This is a genomic window from Rhodoferax koreense (assembly GCF_001955695.1).
GTDB lineage: Bacteria > Pseudomonadota > Gammaproteobacteria > Burkholderiales > Burkholderiaceae_C > Rhodoferax_B > Rhodoferax_B koreensis.
The window spans coordinates 1,713,305-1,731,754 of sequence record NZ_CP019236.1; the positions used below are offsets into that span (position 1 = coordinate 1,713,305).

The following is an 18,450-nucleotide window of genomic DNA, read 5'->3' on the forward strand; positions in this document are numbered from 1 at the left end:
CATGTAAGTAAGCACCTTTCGACCACGCGATCACGACAGATCCCACCCCCCTTTGCCGGGGGATAGGACCGCGCGAGGTGGCTGATACGATGTCGGCCTCTCAAGCGGGAACCGCATGACAGCCTTTGATTTCAATAAGTGCTATCTCGACCAAGCCGAGATGGCAGTCTTCGACGCCATCGACGGCGGGGCCGCGTCTAAGTTCGGACGACAGGTTCGGGCTGTGGAGCTCTCAAATGCAGAGTACGACCGTCGATACAGGCGCATGGCGCAATCGCGGAACATGAAGGCGCCACCCAGCCACCTTCGTATATTCCCGGGGTATTTGGTTGTGCGCCGGCTTGATTGTCCAGATCAGTACGAAACCTGGATGCCAGAAGGTGCCTTTAACGAGTGCTACCGCCCTAGTTAGAGCGGGCGCGATCCCCACCCACTGCCGGTGAGGATGGGGTTGAGGACCATTGCCCGTGCCAACGTGGAAAAAAAGTAGCGCCATCCGCCCGATAGTCGGCCGATGGCCTACCGCACGCTCGAAACCCTTCGCACGACACTGCTAGCCCGGCTGGGGATGGCCGGCATGGGCGCCTCGGGCGGCGCGAACCTGGCGCTGATCGATTCCTTCCTAGCCAATGGCCAGGCCCAGTTGTACCGGATGCAGGACTGGAAACACCTGATCGCCTACGAGGACAAGACCCTCGGCGAGCAGCAAAACGAGATCGATTACCCCGATGCCTGCGCCCGGGATCAACGGGTATTGCGGGTGGAGACGAAGTATTCCGGTCAGTGGCTGCAGCTTCGCGAAGGCATCACCACCACGATGTGGTCCACCATGGAGACGCTTTCCTCCCCGGTGCGCTACGAGCGATATGCACAGATCCTGATCTACCCGCGCGCCAACCAGCAATACACCATCCGCATCTGGTACGTGGCCGATCTGGGTCGATTCTCTGAAGCTGGCGACGCGTGCACCCTCGAGGATGAAATGGTGCTGCTGCACGCCCTCGCCAACGCCAAGGCGCACTACCGGCAGCCGGACGCGCCGACCTACCAGGGGCAGCTGAACACGCTGCTGGCCTCGATCCGCGGCCAGTCCTTCGGCTCGAACGGCGTCTACCGGCGCGATACCATGCCGCCGCAGCTGCGCAAGCCCGCGGTGGTCGGTCGGGACGTGCCCTGATGCCTGCCATCACGTACAACGAGTTCTCCGGCGGCCTGGATCGCCGACTGTCGATCAACAGCCAGGATGCGAACAAGCTCTGGAGCCTGCGCAATGCCTACGTCACGCTCGGCAAGCGCCTGAACAAGCGTCCGGGGCTGCGCAAGGTCACTGCCGGCTTGGCCGGATCCTTCGGCCTCGAGTCGGTGAGCGGTGCGCTGAAGGTGTTTTGCGACGCCCCCTCTGGCTTTGCGCCGCCGGTTGTTGCAGGCCTGCCGATCGATCGCGTGAGCCTGAATGTCCCGCCTGCAGGTTCCACGCTGGACCGCATCTACTACGCCGACCTTTTCCAGGGGTTCATCTACGTGGTGGCGCGCTACGCCTCGGGCTACACCCGTCACCATTACGTCGACGGGGCCACCACTTACATCTCCGACGCCAACTGCCCGCACACCATCGGCGTGACCAAGGCCGCGAGCCGGATCTTCGCGCCTTCTGCGGAGAATGTGCGCTACTCGGCCGCCGGTGCCGCGCGCGATTGGACAACGGCCTCCGATGCCGGCTTCCTGCCCGCGGGCCTTCAGCAGGACACCAAGGGCCTGGTGAAAGCCTGCGGCACCTTCCAGGATAGCCTGGTGGTGTTCTTCGACGACAGCGCGCAGATCTGGGCCGTGGCCACCGACCCCGCGGCGAACGCCATCAGCAAGCGGCTGTACGGCATCGGCACGCAGGCGCCGCTCTCACTGGCGTCCTTCTTCAGCGACCTGGTGTTCCTGTCGCCCTTCGGTTTTCGCTCTATGACCGTGCAGGCCGTGAGCAATCGGATCGATGATTCCGATGTTGGTGTGCCGATCGATCCCCTGGTGAAGCCGGACATTGCCACCGTGGCCGCGACAGCCGATCCTGAAGAGATCATGGGCGTATGGATCGCCGAGTTCGGGCAGTACTGGGCGGTGATGGACATGGGGAGCTATTCCAAGGTGTGGGTGTACACCTTCTCGCGCAGCAGCAAGATCGCCTGCTGGTCCGAGTACATCTACCCGATCGAGATCAAGGCCATCGCGACACTGGCCGGCAAGGTCTATCTGCGCAGCGTCGATGCCCTATACGAAGCCGACCCACTGAAGTTCACCGATGACGGGCAACTGATCGACATCGAAGTCCAGATGGCTTTTCAGGATGCCAAAAGCCCGGGCGTCAGCAAGCAGTTCTATGGGGCCGATTTCGTGACCGAAGGAACACCGTCGGTGTCCTACAAGTTCGATCCACGGGACACCGGCAAGGAATCGATTCCGATGGTGATTCCTGGCGACACGCGGCCGGGTGACATCCTGCCGGTGGAGATCATGGCGCCGGCGCTGGCCCCGGTGTTTCGGCACTCGAAGGACGAGGCCATGACGATTGACGCGCTCACGCTTTTTTACAACACCCTAGGCCTCAACGGCTGATGGATGAATTCCGCACGCTCACGCTCTCGGCCGCCGTCTACGTCGCGCACCATATGCGCGAGATGGACCGGGAATGCTTGCGCGCCGTCAGCACGATCACCGACCCCGAAGTCTTCGGCCTGAACCGCTGGCAAACCGACGGCGCGGCCTGGGCCCTTTTCGACACGTTCAACGAACCGGTGGCGATCGGCGGCATCAGTCAGCACGTCCCCTGGTGCGGCACCGCGTGGATGGTGGCCACCGACGCCATGCAACCCGCATCGTGGAAAAAACTCATCCGGCACAGCCGTAAAGTCTTCCGCAACGCTGCGAAGTCCATCCCGCGCATCGAGGCGCAAGTCCTTGCGGGCTGGGCCGAGGCCGATGTGTTCGCGCGCAGCCTGAATTTCGAGCTTGAGGGCGTCCGCCGACGCGCCGGCAGAGACGGCCAGGACATTCTTACTTTCGTTTATCAGGGGTCGCCATGAACATCACGCAGATCACCGCCGAGGCCTTGACCGGCGGGCAGTCCACATCCATCGTCAACGCCGCCGGCACATCCGCGCAGTCGCCCGTGGTGGTGCGACCCGCAAACCATCCCGCCGGCGTGCCGGTGAAGGTGCTGGTGACCCCGGACAACACCTGCTTCGGTCGCAAGGGCACGAACCCGACCGCGCTGAACGACGGCACCGACCAGGTGTTCGTGGCGAACACGCCTTATCGCATCGAGTTGATGGAAGGTGAGCGCATGGCGTTCATCTCCACCGCGGGTGGCACGGTCAAATGGACTCCGGGAGCTTGACATGGGTGGCGGCGGCGGAAGCGACAACTACGAGCAGAAACAGGCCGAGACCGAAGCCAAGAAGCAGGCCGCGCGCGACGCACTGAACTACCAGTTCGGCGTTGGCAACGCGCCGACCACGACGACCTACACCGGGACGTCGCCCAACATGGCAGATTACTGGAGTGGCGAGAGCGTTGGTGATTCCGGTAGCGCCATGTTCGACCAGGCCGGCTACGACAAGGCGCTGGCCGCTTACAAAAATTCAGGTGTCACGACGGGTGGCGAGGCGAATCCCAATGCCGGGGCGCGCGATACGCTGTACCAGACGGTCCGCGACAACGCCTACAACGCCGGCAAACGCGGCCTCGACGAAACCAAGGACAGCGCCGGTCGTGCGCTCAAGTTCGAACTGTTCGCCAAGGGGCTGAACGGCGGCAGCGAGGACATCAACCAGAACGCGCTGCTCGGCCGCACGTATTCGAACGGTCTGCTCGACCTGGGCGGCAAGGCCGATGCGGCGAAGGCCAATTTCAAGGGCAACGATGAAACCACGCGCTTGAACCTGCTGCAGTCCATCGACGCCGGCATGGACCAGGGTTCCGCGTTGAGCTCGGCGACGGCCCAGCTGCAGAACAACAACGATCAAGCCGCGGCGGACGCCACCGGCACCACGCTCGGTGATCTGTTCGCGAACACCGCGCTGATCTCGAACCAGAGCCAGTACCGGCAGGGCAAACAGGCCGGAACGGAATGGTTCAACAACTACGCGCCGACAAGCGGCCGATCCACCAAAGCCTCCACGGGCATGATCACGGGGGTTTGACATGGGACCAGAAGTTCTTCTTCCGTTGCTTCTCTCGGGCGGTGGCGCGCTGCTACAAAACCAGGCACAACAGGACCAGGCTGACGAAAAGCGCCAGATCCTGAACCGCCAGATGGAGCGCGACAACGCAGCCACCGACAAGGCTACCGCCCTCGTGCAGACCGAGGGCCAGAACTACGGCATGGATCAGCGCAATCAGCAGCTCGCGGCCAACGAGGACAAGGCCTACCAACAAGCACAGACGGACATCGCCGGCGCCGGTGGCGCCCTGGTGGACACCGCGGGTGATGCAGGCAACGTCAGCGCTGATTTTCTCAAGGACAAGGCGAGCCGCACCATCGACGAGGGCACGCGCTTGACGTCGATCGCCCGCGAGGCCGCGAAGAACCGCTCGGCCGGCGGACTGATGAACGACGACGCACTGCGCCGGGCCGGCCTGGCGGGCAACCTGCAGAACCTCTGGGGCACGACCAAAAACATGGATTCGGCCACGCGCAATGACGCCGACAGCGTTCAGACGCCTGGTTATGGCTTGCTCGGCTCGATCGCCTCGGCCGCCGGCGGCGCCATGGCCGGCAAGGCTGGCGCTGGTGTGAGCTGGGACCCGGACGGCAGCTACGGCCTGAAATACGCACGAGGGATCGGACGGTAACCATGCCCAACTACAACGTATCCGCATTTCGCGCCGCCACGCCAGGCCTGGGTGCCCTCGCCCAGGCGTTGGTGGGCGGCAATCAGGCTTTCGAGCAGGGCCGCGAGCAGGCCGTGACCTACCAGAGCAAGATCGCCAACGCTTTGGCCCAGCAGCGCGCGCACGACGCCACCGCGGACCTGGCCGGCGCCAAGGCGGCATCGGAGCGTGCCGAGCTCGAGGCGCGTTCCCCGACCGCGCTGCGCGACGCCGCGATGCTGAATTCGGGCATTCCGTCTGACGAGGCGCCCACCGTCGACGCCTACTTGCAGACCGGCAAACTGGGCAGTCGGTACGACACCCCCGCGGTGGATGGCGTCGGCCCAACGATGCCCGCGCCAGACTGGGCGTCCAAGCTGGGCAACGTCGCGGCGATGATCGGCGGCAACCGAAATGCCATCGCGATCGGCGACAAAAGTAGCAAGAGTGTCGCCGAAGGTCGACAAATTGACCGGGCCTCCGCGCTGTCCGACGCGATCCTGGCGGGCACGCAGAACCGCAACGCCGTCGCCGGTGCTCAAGCCGCCATGGACGGCAAGCCGATGTACCATGCCGGCGGCGATGGCGGTGTGCTCGATCTGTTCGCCGGCAGCTTGAACACCGACAATCCGCTGGCCAAGTCCACCATCGGCCTGCGCGGCGCCCAGGCGGGTGCGCAAAATGCGTCGGCGGCGAACAGCTACGCCAGCGCTGGACAGCACAAGGCGGCGACGGAGAAGATCCGCACCGAAACCGGCCAGATCATCAATGCGCCCAAGGGCAAATTTGACGCAGCAAGCGGCATGCTCATTGACGAGCGGGCCGGCACCGCTCGCCCAATCATGGTCGACGGGAAGCCCATGGCCGGCCGCACCAAGGAGCTGACCGAGGGCCAGGCCAAGGACAACGGCTACGGCTCGCGCATGCAGGAGGCCGACAGCATCCTGAATCAGCTGCAAGGCAAGTATTCGCCCGCTTCAGTGAACTCGCGCGTCGCGGCCGACAACAGCGTGGTGCCCGGCATCGGGATGGTCGCGAACTGGCTGCAGTCGGAAGAGGGCCAGCGCGCCGAGCAGGCGCAGCGCGACTTCATCAACGCGATCCTGCGTCGCGAGTCGGGCGCCGCGATCGCACCGAGCGAGTTCGCCAACGCCACGAAGCAATACTTCCCGCAGCCGAACGACAAGCCGGAAACCATCAAGCAGAAGGCGCGCAACCGCCAGATCGCGATCGAGGGTGTGTTCGGCTCCGTGCCGAAGGATCGCCGCGGCGTGCCCAGCCTGACCAGTGCGCAACCGGTGCCCGCGGCCCCAGGGCCGGCCGGCTTCACCTACCTCGGCAAGGAATAAGCCATGGCGAAATACCGTGTTCAAGGCCCAGATGGCGCAATTCACGTGTTCCAGGGCCCCGATGAAGCCACCCCGGAGCAAGTGACCGCTTTCGCGCAGCAGCACTTCGGCAAGGCCACGCCGGCGGCGCCCGCTGCAGCACCCGCACCCCAGGCCACGCCCGACGACCCGGGCGCGTTCATGTCGGCGCTGATCGGCGCCGGCCGCACCACCGACAACATCATCGACGGCATGAAGCAGCTGGGATTCAACCTGACCGGCGACAAGGCCGCGCTCGAGCAGTTGCGGGCAGACCATGAAGAAAAGACACGCCTCTACAAGCCGCTGCAGGAGCAGCACGCCATCACCACCGCGATCGGCGAGGCCTTGCCCTCGATGGTCGTTCCGGTCGGCGGCGCGGCGGGTGTGGCTGGCAACGTGGCCCGGCTGGCGGTCGCTGGTGCTGCCCCTGGCGCCTTGGAGTATGGGACAGCCGGCGAGCGCGCTGGACGTGCGGCAGGTGGTGCCGTTGCTGGTGTGGCCGGCGGTGCCGTGGTGCCGGCCGTGGCGCGCGCGGTTAGTAAGGTGGTGCCGGCCATCGGGCGCACGGCCAAGGCCCTGACCGAGCCGCTGTATGAGGGCGGCCGGCAGGCCATCGCCGGGCGTACCCTGAATCGTGCGGCGGGCGAGGGCGCGGACGACGTGGTGCAGCGCCTTGCCGGTGCGGCCGGGCTGGTGCCCGGATCACTACCGACGGCGGCCCAGGTGGCCGAGAACGGTGGCATCGCGGCGCTGGAGCGCTCCGTCGCGGCGGCACAACCGGCCGAGTTCGCCCAGCGTGGCATGGAGCAGGCCGCGGCCCGCACCGGCGCGCTGCGGGACATGGCGGGCGATGCCACGTCACGAGCCGCGGCGGTCGATGCGCGCAAGGCAGCTACGAAGGGCTTGTATTCGCAGGCGGCCCAGGCGAACTACACGATGGACCCTCAACTGCAGCGCCTGCTGCAGACACCGGCGATGCAGGAGGCCCTCGCCATGGCGAAGAAGCTGGCGGAGAACAACCAACGGCCGTTCACCTTCAACGTGGAGCCGCCGAGCCCATTTGGAGGCCTCGGGGTGAAGGGCCCAGCGGCATCGACGCAGATCACCGGCCAGGGGTTGCACGATCTGAAAATGGCTGTGGACACCATGCTGAAGGATCCGGCATCAGGCTATGCAGGTTCGGCGGGTGATTCGGTGAAGGCGCTGCGAGGGCAACTGTTGAACTGGATGGAGTCGCGCAATCCTGCGTACCGCCAGGCCCGCACCACCTACGCCGATATGTCGAAGCCGATCGGGCAGATGGACATTGGTCAAGAACTGCTGACAAAACTGGAACCGGCATTGAACGATTACGGCGGCTTGGCGCGCGAGACCGGCAACAAGTTCGCCACCGCGTTGCGCAATGCAGACCAGACGGCGGTAAAGGCCACCAAGTTCAAAGGCTCGGGCATGGCCGACGTGATGACGCCCGACCAGATGCGCACGCTGGAAGGCATCGCTGGCGACCTGGCGCGAAAGGCCAACGCGCAGGACCTGGGCCGCGGCGTGGGTTCGGACACCTTCCAGAAACTTGCCATGAGCAACATCGCAAACCAATCCGGTGCGCCGGGCGTGGTCGGTGGGGCGTTAAATTTTCCCGGCGTGTCGAAGGTGGCGAAGTTCCTCTATGCGGGCCCCGAGGAGAAGATCCAGACCATCATCGCGCAGGCTCTGCTGGAGCCCAAGTCTGCCGCCAAACTGATGGGCGAGCAGATCCAGCGCGGTGCGCCGCAGTCAGCGACCGATGTGCTTTTTGCCAACCCCAAGCGTGCGACACAGGTTCTTGGCGGTCTGGCCGGCCTTTCCACTGGCAATTTTCTGGCGCAGTAGCGCGAACTTCAAGCGGATGACGGGATAGACGTTTCGCTGCACCCAGCCGTCGAACATGTTCACGCCGAGCCAGAACAGGCAGACCATGGACATGGCGATCGCGGTGCCGAGCAGTTTTTCGAAAGTCATGTCCGGATGGTAAGCGGATTCGTGGAAAAAACGTAGGCGTGAGAAATGCCAAATACGTGGCATGCAACCCACGCCCTACACGCCGTCGACGAACTTTGCACAGGACGAGCGCGCCAATGTCGGAGGCCGCTCGACCGTGCGCACCGACCGCGTGGACGCTGAGTTCGACGCCATCGAAGTTTCCATTTCGGACATCGAGCGCAACCTGGCGCTGATCCAGCGCGACGACGGCAAGCTCTTGGACGCTTTGGTCGAGCCTTACAACCTCAGCGCCACGACCAAGGCATTCGTTCAGGCGACGAAGTGGAACGCTCGCGGCCTGTGGGCTACCTTGACCGCATATGCCGTGAACGACATGGTGGACGTTTCTGGCGCTTCCTACATCTGCGCGGTCGCCCATGTCTCTGGCAACTTTGCCGCCGATTACGCCGCTGGCAAGTGGCAGGTCTTCGTGACCGCGAACAACGCCGCGGCGCAGGCTTTCGCACCGACCGCCACGATCAGCAGCACCAACACCCAGGCGGCCGTCGTTGAGGTCGATGCCGCGGCTCGTGCCGCATCCCTTCCTGCTCTTTCCGCCTTCTACGGGGGTTTCTAATGTCCAGCGCTCCATCCTTCATCGCCACGCCGCGCACCCCCGCCGTGGCTTTCGTCAACGCCGACGGCACCACGTTCAAAACGGTTTTCTCCGCCGGGATCAATGGCTCGCGTGTCGATTCGCTGTTTGGCGCAAGCACCGATACGGCCGGGTTTTACGTAATGCAACTCGCAGTGCAGAAATCCGGCGTGGATTACCCAATCGGCGAAGTGACGATTCCGATCGGCGCGGGCACGAACGGCGCGGCGAAATCCGTGGCTCTGCTGAACCCCACGGACATTCCTGGCCTGACGTACACAGAGAGCGGGGCGCTGTATCTCGAAACCGGCTGCGCCCTACGGGCTCGCGTCAAATCGGCCGTGGGCGGGTCGTTTTCTATTGCTCTGGTCGGCGTAGCCGGAGATTATTGAATGTTGGCCGGATTTAGCGCACTGCCGCTCAAAAAATCTTTCTCCGCGCAACTGGCACGGGTGGAAAAGGGCGCCCAAACTTGGCAAGGGCTTATGGCCAGCCGGGCGATCAACACAACGTATATCAACACGACCGGCAAGACGATCATGGTGTCCGCGTCTGTGTCCGGCGTGGTTGCGAACAGCACCTTGGCATTGGCCTGGACGATTGGCGGCGTGTCCAGTATTGGAATCAGCGTCACCACCGCTGGCAGCACACCGGCCAACACGACGCTCGCGGCCACTGCACTTGTACCTCCGGGAGCCTCCTACGCTTTGCTCGTCACGCAAGGTTCGCTGGCTTCCTGGGCCGAGCTCCGCTAAAGAACAGTCCCATGAAATATTTCAAGAACTCCGCGAACGCCGTCTACGCGTTCGAAGCCGATGGGTCGCAAGACGCCTTCATCGGGCCTGAATTGGTGTCCATCTCAGTGGCCGAGGCCGAAGCGTTAAGTCAGCCCTTGACGCCTCCTCTCGCGGTGCCGCGGATCGTGCCCATGCTCAATGCGCAGATCGTCCTCAGTCGCGCCGGCAAGCTAACGCGGGTAGAAAACCTGATCCAAGCCATGTCAGGGCAGGCAGGAATCGAGGCGCGGATCACTTGGGCGCGGGCTCAGACGGTGGACCGCGATTCTGACCTGGTACAGACCTTGATTGCCGAAGTTCCTCTCACGGAGGAAGAAACAGATTGCCTTTTTGCGGAGGCGGCTGCGCTCCCATGAACACGCCAGCAGAAGCAGCAACCGCGGGCATTGCCAGCAAAGTCACCACGGGAGGCGGCACTGTCGCTTTCATCGCGGGGTTCAGTTCGCACGAGTTCATCGCCTGGGCCGGCCTCGGCGTGGCTGTGGCGGGCTTGTTGATGAACCTCGCCTTCAAGCTCGAAGCACGGCAGCGCGCCAAGCGCGAGCACGCTGCGCGTATGCGGCGGCTCGAACGGATGCTAAGCAGCGACACCGACATGGTTTCGCTTGGGGAGGACGATTGATGGAATTTGAGCAAGCATTCGACCGACTGTTGGGTCACGAGGGCGGCTACAGCAACGATGTTCGCGACCCGGGCGGCGAGACCAACTGGGGGATCAGCAAGCGCTCCTACCCCAACGTCGACATCAAGGCCTTGACCCGCGACGGTGCAAAGCTGATTTACCTGCGTGATTTCTGGGAACCGCTCGGCGACGCGCATCCGGCCGTCAAGTTCCAGGTCTTCGATTTCGCCGTCAATGGTGGCCTGGCAACCGGCTTGCGCAAGCTGCAGTCGGCGGTCGGTGTGGCCGACGACGGGCATTGGGGGCCTCGCAGCGCCGCCGCGCTGGCCGCCATGGAGCTCAATGACGTGCTGTTGCGCTTCAACGCCCAGCGCATCCGCTACTACGCCAGCCTAGCCAACTGGCCGACCTACGGCAAGGGCTGGGCGATCCGCGTGGCCGGCAACCTCGATTACGCTGCTGAGGACAATTGAAATGGACCCCATCACCATTGGCTTGGCGCTGGCTTCGCAGTTCGCGCCGCAACTAATCAAATACTTCAGCAACTCGGACACGGCCGCGACGGTGGCCGGCCAGGTGATCGACATCGCCAAGACGGTGACCGGCAAGGGCACTCCCGATGAGGCGGCGACGGCCCTGCAGGCCGACCCGACCCTGGCGCTGCAGTTCAAGACTGCTGTGCTGGCCAGCGAAACAGACCTGGAGAAGGCCTACCTGGCCGACCGAGCCGATGCACGCGCCCGCGATGTAGACCTGGCCAAGCTGGGCCGGCGCAACGTACGCGCTGACATCATGGTGTTTCTTGACGTCGTAGGTCTGATCGCCTGCCTCGTGGTGCTGATCTTCTACAAGGAAAAAATTCCCGGCGAGGCCGTGGGCCTGATCAGCACCATCGCCGCTACTTTCGGCCTATGCTTGCGCGATGCACATCAGTACGAGTTCGGCAGTTCGCGAAGTTCGGCGAACAAAGATCTGACGATCACCAACCTGACGCGATAGCAATGCACTGGCACGCAGAATCCATCACTGTGACCCTGCGCGGGTTCAAGGATGGCGACAGCTACGAGAATCGCGACAAGTTCCCCGTAGTGGCCACGGCGCAACTGCTGGGGGGCAAGCGGGCCTTCATCAGCGCCTTCCTGCGGGACGGAACGCAGATCCACCGAATCGAAAAAGCCGACTGGCTAGCTCTCGGCGTGATGTTGCGGGAGCAGTTCGGCATCGAGAAAATCGAGACGGAACGCCACACCAAGCCAAAAACGTTCGCCACCGGGCCGGCGCCACTGTCCTGAGCCGCGGCATCGTCAGTTTCCTTGCAAATACTTTGTGGGTACGATCGCCCAAATCAGGTGAGGCTTGGCAAAAACGTACTCTTCGCCATCGCCATCAACGAAGGTGACGAAAAGTGTGCTCTCGTCCGCCAGGCCTTCCACAAGTGTCATGCAGTCCTCGGGCTCGACGAACTCATCAAAGATTTCGGGCCGGTCTCTGAATTTCAGCTTGACGCCACCTTCGTATTCCTCCGCCTCCCTGGAAATCCATATCGGTTCCCAAAGCTGCCGGGCGACCTGGAGCTCGGCAAGGTTGAGATGGACGCTCTGCCCATCTGTCGAGTCAAACCCGAAAAACCCGATGGTCTGCGAGGGATCGAAGGTTTCCAGGCAGGCCGACAGCCGAATCTGTTCCTGCTCCGCCACCTCGAATATCATTCTCTCGGCCTCGCCGCGCATCAGGAAGCTGAAGAAGTAGCGTTTCATCCGGCCGATCCTACGCAGCGCCAGGCTCGCGGGGAACAGGAAACGGGATGAGCGGTTCGCACCGGATTCGCACCGAATGGCGCAAACCCCCGTCCAGCCTAGGTGCGGCGAGGGTTCAAATCCCCCCAGCTCCACCACCGCACCGAACGGGAGTCGTTGTCACCAGCGACTCCCGTTTTTTTATCTTGAACAGAAGATGAACGCGATACGGCTTGGCGTTATGCCGTCCTTAGCATCTGGTATGAAAAGATGGTGACGCCACCGATGAACGCCAGCGCCACCACCGTCAGAACGACGATCGCCAAAGCCCGATTCAGCTTGTTCCGGCGCGTCGAACGTTCGGGCGGCCTGCTCAAAGCAGGCGCAAAGCCGCGTCAAGCACCTTGTAGGCGGCCAAGCCCAGCATACCCAGCATCAGCACCGACTGGATGAGTGCCGTGCTGGTCAATGGCTCGGCGACGGGTCGTTCGGACTCGGCGGATGGGGAGGAGGTGTCGTGACTCATGCGCCTCAATTTAGCGGAACCACATGTCGTTTGCATGAAGCCTGAATTTTTAGGCTGCGAATTCCGGCATTATTCGATCAATATCAGAGCGAATCCCAAGCGTCCGCGTCACCTACCGTGGGCGCTGTGGGGGCCTTAGGGGCCGGCGACCGCCGGGGCCTGCTCCGCGCGGTTGCGGCCGAGGTGCTTTGCGATGTAGAGAGCGCTGTCCGCAGACCGGATCAGCTGTGCGGGCTGATCGGTGGCGACGGGCGCCATGCTGGCGACGCCGATGCTCATCGTGAGCACGGCAGCGGTGCTCGACGCAATGTGCGGAATCGCGGCTTGGGCAAGTTGGGCGAGAAACAGATCGGCGACGATGCTCGCGCTCTCCATGTCACTGCCGGGCAGCAGCACCGCAAACTCTTCCCCGCCGTAGCGTGCCACCAGTTCGCCAGACCGCTGCACGCATTGCGTCAGGATGGTGGCCACCTGGCGCAACACGGCATCGCCGCCCTGGTGTCCGTAATGGTCGTTGTAGAGTTTGAAGTGGTCGATGTCTACCATCAGCAAGCCGAGGTCGAGTCCGCGCCGCGCGCAACGGGTCCATTCGGTCGCGAGTTTCTGGTCGAACAGCCGGCGATTGCCGACGCCCGTTAGGCCATCCGTGACGGTGAGGCGCTCCAGCTTCTCGTTGGCCGCCTGCAACTCGGTGGCAAAACGTACGCGCTCGGTGACGTCCTGCGATGCCCCGATCAGCCGCACCACCCGGCCATTCTCGACGATGGCTTCTCCTTGGGTGCGCACCCAGAGTTGGCGTCCCCGAGCGGTGACCACGCGGGCTTCGAGCGACCACGGTGTGCCGTGTTGGATGGCTTCATGCATGGCGGACTCGACCAATCGACGCGCATCGGGCGTGTAAGGTGAGAGAGCCACCCCTCTCGACAGTGCAGCTTGTCGATCGACGTCGTGGATCTCGTACATCTCGTCGGTCCAGGTCATCTGCTGGGTGGCCAGTTCGAGCTGCCAGCCTCCGACCTTGGCAAGGCGGCCGGTGCGCTGCTGAAGCTCGGCGGCGCCTCGCAGCTGCTCGGCGCTGATGTCGGCCAGCCGCTGACGTTCGTTTGCGGCATGGGAGGTCGCCTGGCGGCGTTGCTGCACGAAATGCAAGGTGCCCGCCGAACTGATGCACAACAGAACGAACAGCAAGGCGAGGCTGCGCACGTCGTCGCGCCACGGCGCATAGACCTCTCGCGTGCTGCGGCTCACCGACACCACCAGCGGCGTGTCCATGTCCAGTTCTGGCGGAAAAACGGTGCGAAACACCACCATGCGGTTGTCATGGGTCAAGGCATCTTCGTCTTCGGCGATGGTCTCGCTGCGTTCGCTGGCAATGTGTCGCGCGAAACTGGCGCTGTGTTGTGCCGGGTCTTTGCCGTGGCCGGATCGCGCGGGATGAAGGTCGATGAACGGTTTGCCATCACCGTGGATCACGCTCACCAGCATGTCGGGCGCATACAGCACGGAGCGGGCGACGATTTCGAAATACTCCGGATCGAGATTTGCCGAGATGACGCCATTGAACCGGCCATGCACATCGGGCACGGCGATGCCGAGGTTGATGGAGTAGACACCACGTGTGGATGTGAACGGCGGCGACACGTACAGGCTCGTGTAGTCCGGCCGTTCCCTGGGTGCCCTGAAGTATTCGCGCGAGGCAAAATCCTGGCCCTCCAGGACCGATGCTTCCGAAACCGTGATCCTGCCTTGCGCGTCGAGTACCACGATGCCTCTGACGCCCGGCATGGCCCGACCGAGTTCATTGAGCCGATGTGGCGAGACGACATCCGCCTGCGCCGCCGACGGGGCTGTCAGGTCAGCGCGAAGACCCCGCAGTGCACTGTCCACGCCGCGCAGCTGCCGTACCAAGTTTTCCGCCACAACTCTCGCCTGGGTCTGCAGGCGGTTTTGCTGTTCTGCCTTGATTTGCGCGTGGTTGCGCTGCAATTGCACGGCGCCCATGAGGAAAATCAAACTCAATGCCAGCACCAGAACCGCCCATGCCGACAGGTCGGCGCGGGAAACGGTGGATGAGATTGGACCGCGGTCCTGAGGCATGGGCATCCGATCGATTTTCGCGCTGTGTGTTCTTTTTCAGGAATGAAATAGTCCGGAAATGGTGCAAATCGATGGGGTTCGAGTCTGCCCTGTCCAAGCGTGCAATCGTTCACATGTACCCCCTCGAACGCGCGTTGGGCGAAGAACACACCCAACGACAAAGCCGCGAGCTTGTGCCAAGAAGTACCGGAAAGCCGGGCGCGGAGCAAGTCGGCGTTGGGCGATCTTCCATGTCCATACGGATAATTGTTTCCATATGTACTTTCAAGAAACAAAAGGGGTGAGCCAGGTGAAAAAGATTCTTTTCGGCAGCGTGATGGCAATGGGTCTCGCGGCGTCCGTCCCTGCGCTGGCGTACAGCGTCTCTTTCGACTCCACCAACACCAATGTCGCTGGCGGCGACCAATCGGGCAAGACGAGCTATCTGCTGGGTGCCAACAACGTGGCGGCGGCCGGCTCAGGCCTGTTCGTGGAGACGTTCGACGCGCGCAACGGCGGCGGCAATGCCCAGGGATGCGGTTTGGATACGCCGTCGAACCTCGTGAGCATCGCCGGCGGCACCTATGGCCTGCGCACGGGCACTGTGGCAAGCGTGGCTGCCGCGCCTGCAGGCGACAAGACCTGTTACGCTTTCGGGCCGACGCCTGGCGGCGCGCTGCCCGACAAAGTGAACATCAACTATTCGGGACTGCTGGCAACGCTCGGTCCGGGCGCCAGCCTGAACTATTTCGGTCTCTACTACGGCTCGATCGATACCTTCAACGACCTCATTTTCTATAACGCCTCCGGGGCCGTGATTGCCACCGTGACCGGCAGCAGCCTGATCAACCAGTTCAAGGGCACGTCCGGCAACCAGCAGGCCGACTCGTCCAATATCTACGTGAACCTGTTCTTCACGCCGGCCGAGCAGTTCACCAGCTTCGCTTTCTCCACCTCTGGCGTCGCCTTCGAGATGGACAACCTGGCCATTGGCTACAACATCGCCCGCAACGTGCCCGAACCTGCCTCCCTGGCTTTGACGGGCCTGGCCCTGGCCGCGGTGGTGGTCACACGTCGCCGCAAGCTGATCCGCTGAAGACTGTTGGTGGGATGGCCGGGGGCCTCGCGCCCCTTGGCCCAAGGCCGTTCGCTGGTTCAGCGGACGGCCTTTTTTTCTGTTCGTCCCCATGTCCATTCCGTGAAAATGGTCAAAAAACATCCAATAACCATCCAGTTGGATGGTGTTAGGATGCTTTCCATGCTGCCAAACAAACTCAAACCGGCCGATTCGGAAAAGATCACCATCAACCTGGGGTTCGTCGATCTTGGCCAGATCGACCTGTTGGTGGCCGAAAGCTTCTACGGCAACCGTTCCGACTTCATCCGCACCGCCATCCGCAACCAGTTGCGCAGCCATGCCGACGCCGTCCAGCAGGTCGTGGCCCGCAAGATGCTCGTGCTCGGCATGCAGCATTTCAGCGCGGATGACCTGCGTGCCGTGCAGGCCGCCGGACAAAAGCTGCAGATTCGCGTACTCGGACTCGCGACGATTGCCGCCGACGTCACGCCCGAACTCGCGCTCGCCACCATCGATTCAATCGACGTGCTCGGCGCGCTGCAAGCCAGCACCGAGGTCAAGGCCGCGCTGGCCAGCCGCCAGCGCTGAGCCACGTCGCATTCCCAACACCTTCATGAAAGATTCCATGCATTCCTCCATCCACGACTTGATGCGCGCAGCCAGCCGGCTCACGCAAGGCGGCGACCTGCAGCAGGCGACGGAAAACATCCAACGTGCACTCAGGCAGGCCGGCCTGTCCAATCCCGGCTTTTCGCCGCCCGGCATGCCCGTGGCACCGCCGACGACACAAGGCACCGTGCTCGACGGCTACGTCTTCGAGGTCGGTGCCGCCAAGCCCACCTCGGCCAAAACCGACGCCGCCAGCGCCGACTTCGTCAGCGGTACGCACAGCCATGCCGGTCGCAGCCTCGCCTACAAGCTCTATGTGCCGCCTGGCTACGAGGGCCAGTCGCTGCCCCTGGTGGTCATGCTGCATGGCTGCACGCAGAACCCCGATGATTTCGCCGCCGGCACCGGTATCAACGAACTGGCGCGCGAGCAAGGCTTTTATGTGCTGTACCCCGCGCAGGCGCAGGATGCCAATCCGTCGCGCTGCTGGAACTGGTTCAAGCACAACCACCAGGGCCGCGGTAACGGTGAACCGGGAGTGATCAGCAACCTCACACAGGCCATCGTGCGCAGCCACGGCATCGACCCCAGCCGCGTGTATGTGGCCGGGCTGTCGGCCGGCGGCGCCATGGCCGCGATTCTTGCCGAGGCGTATCCCGAAATCTTTGCCGCGGCCGGCGTGCATTCCGGCCTGCCGCCCGGTGCGGCGCGTGACATGCCCGGCGCCTTTTCGGTGATGAAAACAGGCGTTTCCCCGGCCGGTGCCGCGCGCGCGAACGGCGCATCGGGCGCGGCGGTGCCGACCATCGTCTTCCATGGCGACCGTGATGACACGGTGCATCCGCTGAACGGTCAGCAGGTCGTCACCAAGGCGCTGGGCGACGACGCGGCGCCTGCCTCGCAACGGCAGGAGCAGGGCCGCGCTCCCAACGGCCGTCGCTTCACCCGCACCGTCCACACTGCCGCGGATGGCCGCGTACTGGCCGAACACTGGCTGATTCACGGCGCGGGCCATGCATGGTCGGGTGGGCGGCCGCAGGGCAGCTACACGGATGGCACCGGCCCCGATGCGACTCGCGAGATGATGCGCTTTTTCGCGGGGCATCGCCGCCCGGACGCGCGCGCCTGATCAGGCCTGGAAACCCGCCGCCATGCTGCGCTCGAGGTGGCGCACGAACAGCGTGACCGCGCGCGGCACCTGCTGCGCATAAGGCCGCAGCGCAAATATCTTTTCGGCGAACGTACCGACCGGGCGCCAGTCGGGCAACACCTCCACCAACTCGCCGCTGCGCAAACCGGCCTGGGCCGAGAAATCCGGCACCAGCGCGATGCCAAGCCCGGCCATGGCGGCATCGCGCAGCGCTTCGCTGTTGTTGGCCGCGAGCGGGCCGCCCACCGGCACGGTGATGCGTTGGGCCGCCTTGGTGCGGCCGGACTTCGGCTCGAGGGACCAGACCGGCGAGTCCTTCCCGCGGGGATAGTGCAGGCATGCGTGTTCCGTCAGGGCCTGGGGTGCGGCCGGGCTCCCGCAGCGGTCCAGGTAGGCCCGGCTGGCGACGAGCAGGGAGTAGGTCCTGCACAGCTCCCAGGCGACGTGGGTGTCGGGTGGCGCCGCCGTGTGCCGCACCGCGAGGTCGAAGCCTTCGGTGGCGAGTGAGCTGAAGCGGTCGGACAGTTCCATTTCCACGCGAATCGCCGGATGCGTGAGCAAAAACGCGGCCACGCGCGGCACGAGCTGTTGTCGGCCGAGTGCGACCGGCGCCGTAACCCGCACCAGGCCGCGCGGTTCACCGGCAAGATCCTTGGCCCCGTGGAAACTTTCGGCGATCTGCGCAAAGGCATGCCCGGTGTCGTCCACCAGCCGCTGGCCGGCCTCGGTCAGCCGCATGCTGCGCGTGGTGCGGCGCACCAGTGGCAGCCCGACCTCGCGCTCCAGTTCCGCAATGTGCTGGCTCATGGCGGCCTTGCTCACGCCGAGCCGTTTGGCAGCGGCGGTGTAGCTGCCCTGTTCGGACAACACGATCAACCAGTGCAGATGGGACCAGAGGCTTTCGACTTTTGAACTTCGCATGCCTGCATTGTTCACCATGATGAACAAAGCTTTCAGCCACGCGGTCTATGCAAGGCTTGCACGGCTTCCTAAACTCCATGCACTTTCACCA

23 protein-coding genes are annotated in these 18,450 nt (G+C 63.8%); 19 read left to right on the top strand and 4 right to left on the bottom strand.

Annotated features, from left to right (window positions below):
• Nucleotides 1–514: 514 nt before the first annotated feature.
• From RD110_RS08085 to RD110_RS08160, 16 genes are all read left to right on the top strand, one after another.
• Nucleotides 515–1,177: a phage adaptor protein gene (locus tag RD110_RS08085; RefSeq protein WP_076198368.1), complete on the top strand. Its 663-nt coding sequence runs from the start codon at nucleotides 515–517 to the stop codon at nucleotides 1,175–1,177.
• Nucleotides 1,177–2,604 (top strand): hypothetical protein, encoded by a 1,428-nt coding sequence (locus RD110_RS08090; protein ID WP_076198370.1) that lies wholly within the window; start codon nucleotides 1,177–1,179, stop codon nucleotides 2,602–2,604. The genes RD110_RS08085 and RD110_RS08090 overlap by 1 nt, the downstream gene beginning before the upstream one ends.
• Nucleotides 2,604–3,071, top strand: a complete 468-nt coding sequence (locus RD110_RS08095; protein ID WP_076198372.1) for a hypothetical protein — start codon at nucleotides 2,604–2,606, stop codon at nucleotides 3,069–3,071. The genes RD110_RS08090 and RD110_RS08095 overlap by 1 nt, the downstream gene beginning before the upstream one ends.
• Entirely contained in the window at nucleotides 3,068–3,385 is a 318-nt protein-coding gene (locus RD110_RS08100; protein WP_076198374.1) for a hypothetical protein, read from the top strand. The genes RD110_RS08095 and RD110_RS08100 overlap by 4 nt, the downstream gene beginning before the upstream one ends.
• 1 nt (nucleotide 3,386) lies before the next feature.
• Nucleotides 3,387–4,190, top strand: coding sequence for a hypothetical protein (locus RD110_RS08105; RefSeq protein WP_076198376.1), 804 nt, complete (start codon nucleotides 3,387–3,389; stop codon nucleotides 4,188–4,190).
• A gap of 1 nt (nucleotide 4,191) precedes the next feature.
• Nucleotides 4,192–4,842 (top strand): hypothetical protein, encoded by a 651-nt coding sequence (locus tag RD110_RS08110; RefSeq protein WP_157900089.1) that lies wholly within the window; start codon nucleotides 4,192–4,194, stop codon nucleotides 4,840–4,842.
• A 2-nt stretch (nucleotides 4,843–4,844) separates the two neighbouring features.
• Nucleotides 4,845–6,209, top strand: coding sequence for a hypothetical protein (locus RD110_RS08115; protein ID WP_076198380.1), 1,365 nt, complete (start codon nucleotides 4,845–4,847; stop codon nucleotides 6,207–6,209).
• Between the two features lie 3 nt (nucleotides 6,210–6,212).
• On the top strand, nucleotides 6,213–8,099 hold the full coding sequence (locus RD110_RS08120; protein WP_157900090.1) for a hypothetical protein: 1,887 nt from the start codon (nucleotides 6,213–6,215) through the stop codon (nucleotides 8,097–8,099).
• Between the two features lie 190 nt (nucleotides 8,100–8,289).
• On the top strand, nucleotides 8,290–8,826 hold the full coding sequence (locus tag RD110_RS08125) for a hypothetical protein (protein WP_076198383.1): 537 nt from the start codon (nucleotides 8,290–8,292) through the stop codon (nucleotides 8,824–8,826).
• Nucleotides 8,826–9,236, top strand: a complete 411-nt coding sequence (locus RD110_RS08130) for a hypothetical protein (protein WP_076198385.1) — start codon at nucleotides 8,826–8,828, stop codon at nucleotides 9,234–9,236. The genes RD110_RS08125 and RD110_RS08130 overlap by 1 nt, the downstream gene beginning before the upstream one ends.
• Complete coding sequence (locus tag RD110_RS08135) at nucleotides 9,237–9,599, top strand: hypothetical protein (protein ID WP_076198387.1); 363 nt, start codon at nucleotides 9,237–9,239, stop codon at nucleotides 9,597–9,599.
• 11 nt (nucleotides 9,600–9,610) lie between these two features.
• Entirely contained in the window at nucleotides 9,611–9,997 is a 387-nt protein-coding gene (locus RD110_RS08140; protein ID WP_076198389.1) for a hypothetical protein, read from the top strand.
• Nucleotides 9,994–10,263 carry a holin gene (locus RD110_RS08145; protein ID WP_076198391.1) on the top strand — a complete coding sequence of 90 codons (270 nt, stop codon included), beginning with the start codon at nucleotides 9,994–9,996 and terminating at the stop codon, nucleotides 10,261–10,263. Before RD110_RS08140 ends, RD110_RS08145 begins: the two co-directional genes overlap by 4 nt.
• Nucleotides 10,263–10,736, top strand: a complete 474-nt coding sequence (locus RD110_RS08150) for a glycoside hydrolase family 108 protein (protein ID WP_076198393.1) — start codon at nucleotides 10,263–10,265, stop codon at nucleotides 10,734–10,736. The genes RD110_RS08145 and RD110_RS08150 overlap by 1 nt, the downstream gene beginning before the upstream one ends.
• Before the next feature lies 1 nt (nucleotide 10,737).
• A complete protein-coding gene (locus RD110_RS08155) occupies nucleotides 10,738–11,262 on the top strand; it encodes a hypothetical protein (protein WP_076198406.1) in 525 nt (174 codons plus the stop codon).
• Between the two features lie 2 nt (nucleotides 11,263–11,264).
• Nucleotides 11,265–11,555 carry a hypothetical protein gene (locus RD110_RS08160; protein ID WP_076198408.1) on the top strand — a complete coding sequence of 97 codons (291 nt, stop codon included), beginning with the start codon at nucleotides 11,265–11,267 and terminating at the stop codon, nucleotides 11,553–11,555.
• Between the two features lie 12 nt (nucleotides 11,556–11,567).
• Here RD110_RS08160 and RD110_RS08165 read toward each other — a convergent pair whose 3' ends face one another.
• The 3 genes from RD110_RS08165 to RD110_RS08170 form a co-directional block, all read right to left on the bottom strand.
• Entirely contained in the window at nucleotides 11,568–12,020 is a 453-nt protein-coding gene (locus tag RD110_RS08165) for a hypothetical protein (RefSeq protein WP_076198410.1), read from the bottom strand.
• A 352-nt stretch (nucleotides 12,021–12,372) separates the two neighbouring features.
• Complete coding sequence (locus RD110_RS27800) at nucleotides 12,373–12,525, bottom strand: hypothetical protein (RefSeq protein ID WP_157900091.1); 153 nt, start codon at nucleotides 12,523–12,525, stop codon at nucleotides 12,373–12,375.
• Nucleotides 12,526–12,660: 135 nt separating this feature from the next.
• Nucleotides 12,661–14,622 (bottom strand): diguanylate cyclase domain-containing protein, encoded by a 1,962-nt coding sequence (locus tag RD110_RS08170; protein ID WP_162277351.1) that lies wholly within the window; start codon nucleotides 14,620–14,622, stop codon nucleotides 12,661–12,663.
• A gap of 289 nt (nucleotides 14,623–14,911) precedes the next feature.
• Between RD110_RS08170 and RD110_RS08175 the strand changes: the two genes are divergently transcribed.
• The 3 genes from RD110_RS08175 (at nucleotide 14,912) to RD110_RS08185 (ending at nucleotide 17,417) form a co-directional block, all read left to right on the top strand.
• Complete coding sequence (locus RD110_RS08175) at nucleotides 14,912–15,697, top strand: Npun_F0296 family exosortase-dependent surface protein (RefSeq protein ID WP_157900092.1); 786 nt, start codon at nucleotides 14,912–14,914, stop codon at nucleotides 15,695–15,697.
• Between the two features lie 162 nt (nucleotides 15,698–15,859).
• Complete coding sequence (locus RD110_RS08180) at nucleotides 15,860–16,267, top strand: CopG family transcriptional regulator (protein WP_239467198.1); 408 nt, start codon at nucleotides 15,860–15,862, stop codon at nucleotides 16,265–16,267.
• A 37-nt stretch (nucleotides 16,268–16,304) separates the two neighbouring features.
• Nucleotides 16,305–17,417, top strand: a complete 1,113-nt coding sequence (locus tag RD110_RS08185; RefSeq protein WP_076204617.1) for an extracellular catalytic domain type 1 short-chain-length polyhydroxyalkanoate depolymerase — start codon at nucleotides 16,305–16,307, stop codon at nucleotides 17,415–17,417.
• On the opposite strand, the gene RD110_RS08190 is transcribed toward RD110_RS08185, so the two are convergent.
• Complete coding sequence (locus tag RD110_RS08190; protein ID WP_076204618.1) at nucleotides 17,418–18,359, bottom strand: LysR family transcriptional regulator; 942 nt, start codon at nucleotides 18,357–18,359, stop codon at nucleotides 17,418–17,420. It abuts the gene before it with no gap.
• Nucleotides 18,360–18,450: the final 91 nt, after the last annotated feature.